At 65.2% G+C, this 14037-nt stretch carries 8 protein-coding genes and 1 pseudogene; 3 read left to right on the plus strand and 6 right to left on the minus strand.

What is annotated here, in order from left to right; translation table 11 throughout:
* Nucleotides 1–159: 159 nt before the first annotated feature.
* Nucleotides 160–3501: a phosphodiester glycosidase family protein gene (locus LWC34_RS48775; protein ID WP_233732755.1), complete on the minus strand. Its 3342-nt coding sequence runs from the start codon at nucleotides 3499–3501 to the stop codon at nucleotides 160–162.
* A 150-nt stretch (nucleotides 3502–3651) separates the two neighbouring features.
* Here LWC34_RS48775 and LWC34_RS48780 point away from each other — a divergent pair.
* Together LWC34_RS48780 and LWC34_RS48785 are read left to right on the plus strand one after the other, a co-directional pair.
* A pseudogene (locus tag LWC34_RS48780) lies at nucleotides 3652–4701 on the plus strand (glycerophosphodiester phosphodiesterase family protein); the annotation flags it as partial.
* A complete protein-coding gene (locus tag LWC34_RS48785) occupies nucleotides 4687–5703 on the plus strand; it encodes a glycerophosphodiester phosphodiesterase family protein (RefSeq protein WP_284051952.1) in 1017 nt (338 codons plus the stop codon). The pseudogene LWC34_RS48780 and the gene LWC34_RS48785, both read left to right, overlap by 15 nt.
* Nucleotides 5704–5714: 11 nt before the next feature.
* Here LWC34_RS48785 and LWC34_RS48790 read toward each other — a convergent pair whose 3' ends face one another.
* Nucleotides 5715–6893 carry a serine/threonine-protein kinase gene (locus tag LWC34_RS48790; protein ID WP_233732757.1) on the minus strand — a complete coding sequence of 393 codons (1179 nt, stop codon included), beginning with the start codon at nucleotides 6891–6893 and terminating at the stop codon, nucleotides 5715–5717.
* A 615-nt stretch (nucleotides 6894–7508) separates the two neighbouring features.
* Here LWC34_RS48790 and LWC34_RS48795 point away from each other — a divergent pair.
* Nucleotides 7509–9008, plus strand: coding sequence for a purine-cytosine permease family protein (locus tag LWC34_RS48795; RefSeq protein WP_233732763.1), 1500 nt, complete (start codon nucleotides 7509–7511; stop codon nucleotides 9006–9008).
* On the opposite strand, the gene pgl is transcribed toward LWC34_RS48795, so the two are convergent.
* From pgl to lon, 4 genes are all read right to left on the minus strand, one after another.
* Nucleotides 9001–9750, minus strand: a complete 750-nt coding sequence (gene pgl / locus LWC34_RS48800) for a 6-phosphogluconolactonase (protein WP_233732765.1) — start codon at nucleotides 9748–9750, stop codon at nucleotides 9001–9003. The genes LWC34_RS48795 and pgl overlap by 8 nt on opposite strands.
* A 4-nt stretch (nucleotides 9751–9754) precedes the next feature.
* Nucleotides 9755–10672: an asparaginase gene (locus LWC34_RS48805; RefSeq protein WP_233732768.1), complete on the minus strand. Its 918-nt coding sequence runs from the start codon at nucleotides 10670–10672 to the stop codon at nucleotides 9755–9757.
* A gap of 55 nt (nucleotides 10673–10727) precedes the next feature.
* A complete protein-coding gene (locus tag LWC34_RS48810; RefSeq protein WP_233732770.1) occupies nucleotides 10728–11420 on the minus strand; it encodes a Clp protease N-terminal domain-containing protein in 693 nt (230 codons plus the stop codon).
* A 92-nt stretch (nucleotides 11421–11512) separates the two neighbouring features.
* A complete protein-coding gene (gene lon / locus LWC34_RS48815) occupies nucleotides 11513–13861 on the minus strand; it encodes an endopeptidase La (RefSeq protein ID WP_233732772.1) in 2349 nt (782 codons plus the stop codon).
* Nucleotides 13862–14037: the final 176 nt, after the last annotated feature.

Genomic DNA, 14037 nt, shown 5'->3' on the forward strand with positions numbered 1-14037 from the left:
CACTTGTGGCTTAATGGGTTCCAGGAAAACCCTTGTGGCCCACCCTGTACCGGACAGCGGTAACCCGTTTTCCCGGGGCACCGCCGCTCATCAGGGACGGAACATATTGGTATACCGTCAAACCCGCCCGAAGCGGGCGGGTTTGACGGAGAAAAACGATCAGGACGCCGCTCGCAAGTACACCTGAATGGCCGACTGCCGTGTGACGCCGTTCACGGTCACCGCGAGCATGAATGTCCCTGGCCTCAACGCGGTCAGCGCGCCCGTCGCCGGATCGAGGCGGGCGACGTGCCACGGCCGCCAGTCACGCCAGTCACCGATCAGCACGCTCGGAGAGCCGGACCAGTCGTAGCTCACCGGATACGCCACCGGCACTGTGCGTGTGCCTTGGGTGAGCGTGGCGGCGATCTTGGCTGACTGGCCAACCTTGAGTTCGGCGGGCGCGTCGATGGTCAGCGCATCCACGTGCGGCCGGATTTCCGTGGCGATCCAGTCACGTCCGCGCTTGTTGTCCACTCCAATCAGGCTCCAGCCGCTGAAGCCGCCCAAGGTCGCGTCGCCGCCAGGCACCTTGCCGGAATTGCCGTTGATCAGATATGGCACACCGTCCACACGGGACGCATGGAAAACGCCAACATGTGCGCCGATGAAGGCGGCGCCTTTGCCGGTTTCCTGACGGAAGTCGCCAAGCCATTGTTCGACCAACGCGGCTTCTGACCGGTCCGACAATTGGCTGCACTTGGCGGGCGTTGGGTCGCGTGGCGGGTGATGTTCCATCACTACAACGGAATTCACCGACTTGTCCACTTTGGCAGCGTCAAGAGCCTTGCGCAGCAACACGGTCTGGTCGAAGCCGCCGCCTCTGATCGTTCCGGTCGACGAGTCAAGGAGGACGAACCTTGTTCCTTTGTGGTCGAAAGTCTGGTTCGTGACACCGAATTCACGCCGGAAGTTGTCTATTGTGCCCGGTCCCATGATCTCGTGGTTGCCTGGCACGTAGTACCACTTCAGGTCGTCGCCCAGTTCTTCGGTGAGGATCCGGCGCGCCAGCGTCAGATCCGCCGGTGCGGCTTCGTCGACGAAGTCGCCGTTGATGACGAGGAAATCAGGTTTCTGTGCCTTGATCTCCCGCAACGTCCGCCGCGCCGCCTTCACCAGGTCGCTGTCCGGATTGCGGGCCACGAACTGGGAATCCGACATCACCGCGAATCGCCACGGCCGGTCACCGACCGTCCCGTCCTGAACGACCAGTCGGTCTGCGACCGTTGCCTCGGCTGGGATTTGCACATCCGGTGGCACTTTGGCGACGAAGTCGTCGATCAACACCTCGCCGGTGTACAGCCGGTCTGCTTTGGTCTCGATTGTGTAGAACCTGGTGACTGTCAACGGGAACGCCATCGCCGACGGGACCGCGATCTCCATGTACCTCCAGCCGGTCCACGTGATGTACGGACCGTACAGCGACCGAGTTTGGCCTTGGCCGTCGATCACTGTGAACGCGGTCCATTCACCCTTGCCGCTGCCGTAGACCCACGCGCCGAGTGCGAGCGGCTGGCCGGGGATCTTGATCGGCTGCGGCGGGATCGCATACGCCGTACGGGTTCCGGTCGACAGTGAGAAGTCGTATGACAACTTCAGCCCGGCGCCAGTTCGTCCATTCGGGACAGGAGCGACCGAACCCGTGCCTCTGGCCGAGCCGAAGGTCCACGAGGCGCCGTCGTCGAAGTTCGCGAACGTGCGTTCCGCCAAGCCGACGGTCACGGGGATCTTGGTCACCTGCTGGCCGACGGTCGCCGTGACCACTGCGGAACCCACCGGCTTGAGGCCCTTGACCTGCAGTGCGCCATCCGCGTCCGGAGTGATCTCCAGCAGTGACCGGTCATAGTCCAGCCGTACATCCGCGGGTTCGATCGGCGCAGTGAAGCCGTCATTGTCATAGCCGACGATTCCGAAGTTCCCGGCAGAGCCTTCGCCAGCGAGGCTGAGTCGCGTGGTCGTGGACGTGAGCCGGGCGAGTTGCCCGAGCACGGTCAGCTTGACGCTGCCGGAAGCCTGTCCACTTCGGGCGGACACTGTTGAGGTTCCAGTGGTTGTCGCGTGGAAAACGCCGTCGCTGCCGATCCAACCGCCACCGCTGGCGTGCCACCGGTGCGAATTCTGCGCGGGGCCATAGGTTTCGTCGTATCCGTAGGCGAGGAGCTTACGGGTCAGGCCGGGGAACACGCGGTCCGGTCGGCCGCCGGGAATGGGATCCGCGCCTGGCGCTTTCTCGCGATCGATCGCGGTCGTCACCCAGAACCCCGTCAGTTTCCCACTTCCGGCGGGTGCGTAAAGCGCCAGTCCATTAGGGATAGGACGTTCGCCGCCGTCCGACGGCTTGTTCTCGACGTCGAGCTCGGCTGTGCCAGGCTCGCGTGCGAGCATTGTGGACGAACCGCCGCCGTCGAGGTTCAACGCGTTGTACGCGCCCATTTCCTTCAGGATCGCGGCCAAATCCTTGAGATTGAGGCCAAGCAAGTACGGCGCCTGCCGACCGTCCACAGTCAACAAGAACATCTTCTTGCCGTCAGCGGAGAAGCCGACCGCTGTGCGCGGATGCAGCGGGTCGTCCGGAGCGACGATCTGGCCGTTGCGGATCAGCAGCTGATTGCCGCCGACCAACGCCTTGGGCGTGCTTCCGTCGCTCGTACGTGACGAATACTGCACTTTGACCTTGTCGCCGGGCTTCAGCGCCGTCAGCGTGTCCGCCCCCAGCTCTCGTCCAACGAGGGCGTAACCGTTGGCGGGCAATGGATCAGCGCCGGGCGCCGCGCGGACCTGAGTCACAGTGTCGTCCTGCACGATCACCTCGGCGGCACGGGCGGCGCCTTGTGTTCCACGGTCACGTGAATACGTGCCCCATACCGGGTTGAAAACGCCGATGCCGTTGGTGTCGATACGTGCGCTGTTGAGCTGCGTGAGCTTGGTGGTGCTGCTGGGCAGCGTGAGAGTGCCGTCGAAGAACACTTCCATGACGCGGCCGATGCCCGCGGCGTCGATGCCGACCGCCCGGTGATGACCGGTGTTCGGCGACTTGACCAGTGCACCGGACTTGATACCGGCGCCTTCCGGCGCGTTGGAGTTGTTGATATCGAAGAAGTCGCCGTTCACCGCCGCGACCGCGCGCTTCGCGCCGGCCTGAGTGGACAGTGGTTCGGCCTTGCTGACCAGGCCGGGGTCGACGTAGTCCACGGTCGTGCCCGCGCTGAGGTCGACCGTGAGCGAGTCACCGCGGACCCAGCCGCCCGCGTCGCCCGGCTCGTACCAGTCGAACGAGCTGAGCGTCACACCTGGCGCGACGGGCCGGGTGATCCGGGACGTCTCGATGCGCTGTGCGGGGTCCACCGCGGTGCACAGAGACGGCACATCCGGCAGGTCGACGACCGGTGCTGCGATCGCCGGATTTGCCATACTTACCAACAGAAACAGCGGGAACGCGGCGACCCGCAGGCGTAAGGACACGGGGACTCCCCAACGTGCGCGTGAACACTTTACGAGGTGACAGCCAACCTGGTCAGAGGTTGCCCACAACACCGCCTTTCGGTGTAGTCCGGTGAAAAGTTCAGTGAATGGTCTTTGTTTGTTTTCTTGAGACTGAAACTATCCGCGGCCATGAGCACAATCTGGCCGAAGAGAGCCCTCGCGGGCTTAACCGTCACCCTTGTGGCTGGCGTACTCGCGGCTCCAGCACAGGCCGACCAGCACCAACAACGGCGTGCCGACTTCGACCTGCAGGCCCACCGGGGAGGCACCGGCCTGCGGACGGAGAGCACCCTCAGCTCGTTCGGCAACGCGATCCGGCTCGGCGTGAGCACGCTCGAGCTCGACCTGCAGATCACCGAAGACAGCCAGGCCGTCGTCACCCACGACCGCCGGGTCGACGGCCGCAAATGCGCCGACACCGCACCAGCGACGCCAGCCGACCCGGAGTTCCCGTACGTCGGCAAATACGTCAACACCCTCACCCTCGCACAGGTCAAGACGCTCGACTGCGGCTCGAAGAAGCTGCCGGACTATCCGAACGCGGTGTTGTCGCCCGGTTCGCGGATGCCGCTGCTTCGCGAGGTTTTCGACCTGGTCAAGCGCTACCGCGCGGACGACGTCAAGCTGAACATCGAGACCAAGGTCGAAGCGGGCGCGCCGACCGAGACCGCGCCGCGCGAGCAGTTCGTGCAGGTGACCGCGCGCGAGATCCGGCAGGCCGGGTTCACCAAGCGGGTCAGCATCCAGAGCTTTGACTGGGGCGCGTTGATGCGCATGCGCCAGGTCGCGCCGGAACTGCCGCTCGTGGCGCTGACCAACTACGACTTCCTCCAGGTCGGCAAGCCGGGTAAGTCACCGTGGCTCGGTGGGATCGACATCGACGACTTCGGCGGCGACCCGATCGCGGCGATCAAGACCTTCAAGGCGGGCACGTTCTCGCCAGTGCACGGCTTCCCCCAGGCGGGCCGAGTCACTGACCCGGACTACAGGCCGTACGTCACCAAGGACATGGTCCGCAACGCGCACCGCAACGGGATCAAGGTCGTCCCGTGGACCGTCAACGACATGCCGACCATGGCCAAGCTGATCGACGACGGTGTCGACGGCATCATCACCGACTACCCGGACCAGCTGCATAACTTGATGAAGCAGCGCGGGTACAAACTGCCGCGCGCGTACGCCTCGCCGTTCGACGTCCAGGCGCACCGCGGTGGCCGTTCGGTTCGGCCGGAGAACACGCTGGCCTCGTTCCAGTACTCGCTCGGCCTGCCCGAGGTGTCCACTCTGGAACTGGACACCGGCGTGACCGAAGACAACCAGCTCGTCGTGATCCACGACCGGACCGTCAACGGCTCGCACTGCGTCGACACCGCTCCGGTCACGCCTGGCGACGCGGAGTTCCCGTATGTCGGCAAGCAGATTCGTCAGCTGACGCTCGCGCAGGTCAAGACGATCGACTGCGGCACAAAGACGCTGCCGGAGTTCCCGAAGCAGGTGGCCGCGCCGGGGCAGCGCATCCCGACCCTGGCCGAGGTTTTCGACCTGGTCAAGCGCAGCGGCCGGGCCGATATCCGGTTCAACATCGAAACCAAGATCAGCCCGACGGCCAACGACACGGCGCCGTACCAGCAGTTCACGGTCCAGTTGGTGGCCGCGATCGAACAGGCCGGGATGGCTCGCCGGACGACGATCCAATCCTTCGACTGGCGGACCATCCGGCTGTCGCGCGCGATCGACCCGCGGATCGAGACGGTCGCGCTGATCTGGCAGTACGGACCGGACGAGTGCAAGACCGTGGCCGACGAGTGCTCGTTGATGGCGGCCTATGGCGACCCGTCAGTGAAGAGCCCGTGGACCGGCGGCTTGGATTGGTGGAAGTACCGCGATCTGGGCCAGCTCGTGCGTGCCGCCGGAGCGTCGACGGTTTCGGCGAACTGGCAGGTTCACGATCCCAAGCAGACCAAGGTGCTGTCGGATGACTGGTACCTGCGTACCGACCCGAAGTACTACTTCGGCCCGGACGCGCCGGAGTTGGAGCGTAAGTACGACCTGAAGGTTGTGCCGTACACGGTCAATGACGAGGCCACCATCCAGCGGGTGATCGACCTTGGCGTCACGGGCATCATTTCCGATGATCCTGACGTGCTGATCGCGGTGGCGCGCCGCAACGGCCTGCGCTGAGTATTTGGTCGTCAGTCCTCTTCGCCCTCTTCCTCGTCGCCGACCGGCGAGGGAGGGGGCTTTGGCGTTTTCGGCTTCTTCTTGTGCTTGACGATCTCTTCCCAGGGATACCAGGGCTGCCATGGCGTCGTGTACGTCGGCGGGTTTTGACCGAGGCCCACTGGCTGGTCCTGGATGAGGGGCTGTTGCTGTTCTTGTTCCTGTTCCTGTGAGGTCACTTCCGTCGTCGGTGACTTCGTCGTTTCCTCGGGCGTCTGGTCCGCGACCTCGTTGACGGTCGGCGTGCCTGGGTTGGTTGGCGTTGCCGTCACGGTTTGCCTTTGTGGCACGACGTTCGGTTCCATCAGCGGCTGTTGTTGCTGCTTCGGCAGATTCACCACGACCGCGATGCTCGTCGCGGCAATGGCGGCTGCGACCGCGGCGATCAGGACAGTCCTTGTCTGCACTCGGGCTTTCGCCGAGGAGCCACGTAACAGGTCGACGCATGTGGCCGCGTCTGGGCGATCGTTCGGGTTGCTGCTCAGCATCGCTTGCAGCGCCTTGGCGTGCGGCAGATCCGGCTTGATGATCGGCGCTCGGCTCAGCCGGGCGAGCGCGGTGGTCGCGTCATCGCCGGGATACTCGGTCCGGCCGGTCAACGTTTCCAGCAGCACAAGTCCGAACGAGTACACATCGGACGCCATCGTCGGCTGCTCGCCGTTGGCTTGTTCCGGCGCCATATAGGAAACCGCGGTCGACTCGGCGATTCCGACGTCGGTGAGATACGGTTCCATGCTCGGCCCGAGCAGGATGTTGCCGGGGTGGATGTCCCGGTGCGCCACACCTTGCTGGTGTGCGTACGCCAGCGCCCGGCCCAATGCCGATCCGAGTTCCGTCACTTCGCTGGCCGACAGGGCACCTTGGGTCAGCCGGGCACGAAGAGTTGTGCCCGCGATGAACTCCTGAACGAGGAACGGTTCGCCGTCGTCCGCTATGCCCGCGTCGAGTACGCGCACCAGGCCTGGGTGCGATAAGTCCGTCAGCGCTCTGGCCTGCTCGACGAACTTGTCCGCCTCGTCCTGCTGCGCGAATAACCGGACCGCCACGACTTGGCGCAGGTGCAGGTCCCACCCACGCATCACCCGCTGTCCCAGCGGTGTGATCAGCCGGTACCGTCCGGCGAGCTCACGAATCCCCGAGTCCTCCGACACCGTTCGAAGCTATGTCAGTGGTGGCGCCAGGTGCGCGGATATGTACAGGCCGCAACTGGTGTCAGCGCGCGAACGGGATATTCGCAGCTCAGGTCACCCGGTTGGCGTACGCGCACGGCGCGCTTCGGCAGGTTTTGCGCGGTTGCCCGGGATTCTGTCCGGCATGGCCGATGGCAGGGGGGCAGGTGCGGGAGGTGGCGCGTGGAAGGTCGCGTAGTGGTGGCGCGGGAGGTAGTGGGCAGGCGCGGGAAGTGGTGGGCAGGCGCGGCGGCGCGCGGGAGGTCGTGTTGGTGGCGCGTGGGCTGTGGTTTGGGTTGCCTGGCGTGACGAGAAGGTGCCATGGGCCGCGTTGGTTCTTGCTGGTGGGGCGGGGTGATGGCGGTATTTGGGGTGGGTTCCTCGCCGCCAAGGCTTGTGGATGATACATGGTATACCATATCGTCACTGTTCTGGACTATTGGGATGGATGGGTAGGAGCTTGGCGATCGGTCGGTCCTGTCGGTCTTGTTGACCGGCGGGATGGACGTGGGCCTGGCGCCCTCCCGCGCGTTTCACCGGCTGAGGCTTGGTGAGGCAACTGCTTCATTCATGTGCGGGGGCTGAAGGAGGACAACGGTGACCGACCGGCCAACGTCGACCAGTGTGGAAACCAATGGCGTCAACCCGATCCCGGACGAGGAGCGGCATGGCAAACCTGCCGGGCTGTTCGCGATCTGGTTCTCGTGGAACATCTCGATTCTCGGCATCAGCTACGGCATCTATGTCTACGGGCTTGGGTTGAGCGCGTGGCAGGCGATTGTGGCCGGAGTGCTCGGCTACGTGCTGTCTTCGTTCCTTGTTGGCATTCTCGCGGTTGGTGGGCCGCGGACTGGGTTGCCGACATTGACGCAGACTCGGTTCGCCTTTGGGTTGCACGGCAACAAGTTCCCGACGTTCTTCGCTTATCTTTCGAACATTGGGTGGAAGGTCACGATCATCACGCTGGCCGCCACGTCTGGGGCCAAGCTCTTCGTTCGGTTGTGGCCGGGGGTGTTCGCGGACGAGCAGGGCAATGAGAGCGTGCTTGCCGTCGTTCTGTGGTTCGTTGTGGTTCTCGCGGTGACGTTGACCGTTGCTGTTTTCGGTCATCAGCTGATCATGCGGGTGGAGAAGTGGATTGCGTGGCTCACTGCGGTCATGACGATCGTCTTCATCGCGATCATCGTTCCGAAGATCCGGTGGGATGCGTTGGGTGACGCTCCCAACGGGTCCGTGGGGACGTTCATCGGCGGGGTGATCCTGGCGATGACGATCGTTGGGCTCGGTTTTCTCAACTATGGCGGCGATTTTGCTCGCTACCTGCCGCGGGATACGCCGGCTCGTGGGGTGATCGGGTGGACCACCGGCGGGATTGTGCTGCCGGTCGCGGTGTTGCTGATCCTTGGCGTTCTGCTCGCGTCTGGTGATCCGGAGTTGGGGAAGGCCGCGGCCAATGATCCGATTGGGGCGTTGACCGCGCTGCTTCCGTTGTGGTTCTTCATTCCGTTCACGATCGTCATCGTGATCTCGCTGGTCGCCGCCGCCATCACCGGGATCTACTCGTCTGGTTTGGCGTTGCTGGCTTTGGGTGTTCCGCTGTCGCGTGCCGCTACGACGCTGATCAACATGGTGGTGATCGCGGCTGGTGCGTTCTATCTGCTTTTCGTATCCGATTCGTTTTTGGCTACGTTCCAGGCTTTTCTCGCGCTCATCTCCGTCGTCATGGGCACGATGGGTGGCATCCAGCTGCTCGACTTCATCCGGCAGCGCAGGCTTGGCTGGAACGTCGATATGGCCAAACCCGCTGGTGCGGGTGGGCGGTCGGGCCGGTGGACCGCGGTTGTCTCTTTGGTTGTCGCGTCGATCGTTGGGCTTGGTTTGGTGACGTCGTCCGATCCGAACATTGCCAAGGTCGTCGGGTTCCTGTTGTCCGACGAGGCCAAGCAGGGCGTCATCGGGACCACGAACGTTGGCGTCGTGGTGGCGATGTTGCTTGGCGCGGGTCTCTACGCGCTGCTGACGTTCGTGCTCAAACTGGATCCGCCCGGGATCTACGACCGGGAGCCGGTCGAGCCGGTCAAGACCGCCGTCAGCTGAGTTTGGCTGCTGCGGCCTTGTCCAGCAGCCACAGCGTGCGCTGCTGACCACGTGCACCGGCGGCGGGGATTTCGACCTCGGTGGCCCCGCCGAACGCCATCGCGAGCGCGTCCGCCTTGGCCTCGCCGCCGGTCAGCAGCCACACCTCGGTTGATCGCCGGATCGCGGGCAGCGTCAGCGAGACGCGCGTCGGTGGTGGCTTCGGGCAGTCGCGCACGGCTACCACTGTGCGCGAGGTTTCGTACACCGCTGGGGACTCGGGGAAGATCGACGCGGTGTGGCCTTCCTCGCCGACACCCAACAGGCACACGTCGAACACTGGTACCTGTCCGTCATCGGCTTTTGACGCCAGCAGTTGTGCGTACGCCTCGGCGGCCGCGTCGGGGTCGTCGCCGAATTTGCCGTCCGATGGCTCCATCGCGTACACGCGCGTCGGGTCGATCGGCAGGTGGTCCAACAGCGCCTCGCGTGCCTGCGTTTCGTTGCGCTCCGGGTCTCCGGCGGGCAGGAACCGTTCGTCACCCCAGTAGAAGTCCACGTTCGACCAGTCGACGGCGTCCTTGACCGGTGAGGCCAGCAACTGCGCCATGACGGCATTGCCGGTACGGCCGCCGGTCAGCACCACCGACGCGGTTCCCCTGGCGGCCTGGGCGTCGATCACGCTGGTCAGCAGGCGTGCTGCCGTTGCAGCCGCGAGCAGTTCCGAGTTGGCCAAGACCACGACCTGAGGTGCTGCTGTCATGCCGCTATCCAAGCAGGTGCCCGAACCACTCGCGTGCCGAGTTCACTCCACCTCCTTTGGCCAGCGCGACCATCAACGCGACTCGTGCATGCGCTGGTCGCAGACCGTTCGCGCTGATCGCGCCTACTTTCTCGGCCAGGCTGGTCATGCCCGGCGTGCGTGCTCGTGAGGCGATGACGACCGGGATGTCCCATTCGGTCAGTTCGCTGACCGTGATGAACAACTCGACGGGCACGTTCCCCGAGCCGGTGCCCTCCAGCACGATGCCGCGCGCGCCGGCGTCCGTTGCCGCGGTCAGTAAGGACGGCGGCATCCCCGGGTACGTCTTGATCAGCGCCACGTCGGTCTCCGGGACACCGTCAGGCTCCGGTAGCCGCGGCGGTAAAGGGACGACCATCGTGACGCCTGATCTGGTCACGTGGCCAAGCAGTGGATCGGATACGAAATATGTTTCGGTGGCGAGCGTCGCCCAACGAGCGGCATGCAGTTCACCGCCGAAGCACACGACCGTGCCGTTCACGGCTGGGTCGGCGGCCGCGATGAGTGCTGTCGCGAGGTTGGCCGGGCCGTCACTTCCGGGCTCGTCGAAGGGCTGGGTGGCGCCGGTGAAAACTATGGCGCCTTCCGTGGATCCGGCCATGAGTTCAGTGAGGAACGCGGTTTCTTCAAGCGTGTCAATGCCATGCGTGATCACCACGCCGTCGAAGCCTTCGGTCAGCGCGGAACGGGCTCTTCGCGCGATCGCGAGCATCGTGCTGGGTGACGTGTCCCAGCTTGGCTCGGCCAGCACGTCTTCGACTATGACGTCCACGCCCGGGACGTCCGCGATCCCGCGCAACAGTTGAGCGCCCTTCGCCACCCCAGGCGGGTCGCTCAGGTACGCCATCGTGTCGCCGGTCGCCACCAGCAGTATGCGTTTCATACCAGCGCTCCCAATAACAGTGCGAGCAGGAGCGCGACCATGAGGACGCGCCACATCACTTCGAGCCCGCTCGCTGCTCCAGTCGTTCGATTCGTTCCACGATCGGCTTCAGTTCCTGGCGGACCGCCGCCAGAACCGGGTCGTTGCCGGGCTGGGCACGCAGGTGTTGGTAGCCGATCAATGCGGCTTCCACCGTCCGGCGCGTGGTCCGCAGGTCCACGCCCTGCTCACGTAAGAAGTCACCGGCAACACCGCCGGGTTCGCTGAGCAGGCCGAGTAACAGGTGCTCGCAGCCGACATAGTTGTGCCCCAACGAAAGCGCCTCGGTCACGGTCAACTCGAGCGCGTTCGACGCGAAGTCGCTGAATCTCGTCGGCGGTTCGCCCTCGCTTAAGGGAACCCGTGCGGTCAAGGCGTTCTCGACCACTGCGGGATCGATGTCCATCGCACGTAAGACGCGCACTGCCAGGTTGGTGCCTTCAGCGAGGATTCCGGCGAGCAGATGCTCGGTGCCCACGCTTGGCGCGCCAGCCGCTCGTTCGACGGCCAATCTGATCACCGTGCGGGTGCGCTCGGTGAACTGGGACAACTGGCTGCCATCCAAGTCGGTCAACGTCATCGCTCTGATCGCGGTCACCCGCCGCACCGACTGTTCCAGCGCGCGCTGGCAGATCGCGGACACGGGCAGGCCCGCCGCTTTGACCGCGTCCGCGAGTTCGTCAGGGAGGTACACGTTGACCTTCGGCATAACCCCATTTATACCCCTATGTGGGGTTATGGACAAGGCTCAACAAAAAGTCACCCGCGTCCTTGGGGCACGGGTGGCTTTGTTTGTGCAGGTCAGGCTGCTAGTGCCGCCTCCGAGGTGGCTGGCTCCAGCGCCAGGTTCAGCACCTCGCGGACGTCGCTCACCAGGTGCACGGTCAGCTCCTTCAGCACGGTCTCCGGCACGTCCTCCAGGTCCGGCTCGTTGCGCTTCGGCAGCAGGATCGTGGTTAGGCCCATCCGGTGTGCCGCGAGCAGCTTCTGCTTCACGCCACCGATCGGCAGGACCCGCCCGGTCAACGACACCTCACCGGTCATCGCGACCTCGGACCGCACCGGCCGCCCAGACAGCAGCGACGCCAACGCGGTCGTCATCGTGACGCCGGCACTCGGGCCGTCCTTCGGGACCGCACCAGCAGGAACGTGGATGTGGATGTTCCGCTCGGACAGGTCACCGACCGGCAGCTCCAGCTCCGCGCCCCGCGACCGCAGGTACGACAGCGCGATCTGCGCCGACTCCTTCATGACGTCGCCGAGTTGCCCGGTCAGCGTCACGCCGGTGTGCCCGGTTTCCTTGTCCGCTAAGGAAGCCTCGACGAACAGCACGTCACCGCCGACACCGGTCACCGCGAGGCCGGTCGCCACACCGGGAACCGACGTCCGCTCGCCCGATTCCGGCTTGAACTTCGGGCTGCCCAGGTACTCCTTCAAGTCCTTGGCCTCGATGCGGACGGACTTGAGGTTCTCGCCGAGCGCCAGCTTGGTGGTCACCTTGCGCAGCACCCGCGCGATCCCGCGCTCCAGCTGCCGGACGCCCGCCTCGCGGGTGTACTCGGCTGCCAGCAGGCGCAGCGCGTCGTCGTCGACCGTCACGTCCTCGGCGGTCAGACCGGCGCGGTCCAGTTGCCGGGGGAGCAGGTGGTCACGAGCGATGACGACCTTCTCCTCCTCGGTGTAGCCGTCCAGCTGCACGAGCTCCATGCGGTCCAGCAACGGTCCGGGGATGGATTCGAGCACGTTGGCCGTGGCCAGGAAGACCACGTCGGACAGGTCCAGCTCGACCTCGAGGTAGTGGTCGCGGAACGTGTGGTTCTGCGCCGGGTCCAGCACCTCGAGCAGCGCCGCGGTCGGGTCACCCCGGTAGTCCGCGCCGACCTTGTCGATCTCGTCGAGCAGCACGACCGGGTTCATCGACCCGGCTTCCTTGATGGCACGGACGATACGGCCGGGCAGCGCGCCGACGTACGTACGACGGTGACCACGGATCTCGGCCTCGTCACGGACACCACCCAGGGCAACACGTACGAACTCACGGCCCATGGCTCGCGCGACGGACTCGCCGAGCGACGTCTTACCGACACCGGGCGGGCCGACGAGCGCCAGCACCGCGCCGCTACGCCGTCCGCCGACGACACCCAGGCCACGGTCGGCCCGGCGGCGACGGACCGCCAAATACTCGATGATGCGTTCCTTCACGTCATCCAAGCCCGCGTGGTCGGCGTCCAGCACCGCTCGCGCGCCCTTGATGTCGTAGCTGTCCTCGGTCCGGCTGTTCCACGGCATGTCCAGCACGGTGTCCAGCCAGGTCCGGATCCAGCCGACCTCCGGGGACTGCTCCGACGTCCGCTCCAGCTTGTCGACCTCGGTCAACGCGGCCTTCTCGACGTGCTCAGGCAGGTCGGCCTCTTCGACCCTGGCGCGGTAGTCCTGTTCCTCGGACGCGGGCTTGCCGTCCAGCTCGGCCAGCTCTTTGCGGATCGCGGCCATCTGCTGGCGCAGCAGGAACTCGCGCTGCTGCTTCTCGACGCCTTCCTTGACGTCCTTGTTGATCGTCTCGGCGACGTCCAGCTCGGCGATGTGCTCCTGACCCCAGGTGACGAGCTTCTCCAGCCGCTCGGTCACGTTCGGGGTCTCCAGCAGCCACAACTTCTGCTCTTCGGTCAGGTACGGCGCGTATCCGGCCAGGTCAGCCAGCTGCGCCGGGTCATTCACCTGCTGCACCTGGTCGACGACCTGCCACGCGCCACGGCGCTGCAGGATGGCGGTGACCAGGTTCTTGTACTCCTTGGCCAGGTCACGGGCCCGCTCGTCGACCACGTCGTCGAGCTCGGTCGCCTCGACCCACAGCGCCGCACCGGGGCCGCTGGTCGCGGCGCCGATCCGGGCGCGGGAGATGCTGCGGACCACAGCGGCCTTCTGCCCGCCAGGCAAGCGGCCGATCTGCTCGATCTCGCCGACCGTTCCTGCCTTGGCGTACTTCCCGTCTAGCCTGGGGACCAGCAAGATCTTCGACTGGCCTGCCGCCTGTGCCGCGTCGATCGCGGCCCTGGCCTCGGCCTCGGCGAGCCGGACCGGCACAACCATCCCGGGCAGCACGACGACGTCATCCAGCGGCAGAACGGGGAGGTTCAACGTCTCGCTCACGGCTGTCACACCCTCTACAAGAAATATTGAGTCTGCCTAGCTCAACTACGTAGATCGACGAACAATTCCGCTGAGCGGATCGCCCAGAGCGAACAGCGGTCACGGGGAACGGCGGCTTCAAGGGGCGTGGTGGGTGGCGACAGTCGGGCACCGAAGCGGGCTCGAACATGGCGCGC

The sequence above is a fragment of the Kibdelosporangium philippinense genome (assembly GCF_021390435.2).
Taxonomy (GTDB): Bacteria; Actinomycetota; Actinomycetes; order Mycobacteriales; family Pseudonocardiaceae; genus Kibdelosporangium; species Kibdelosporangium philippinense.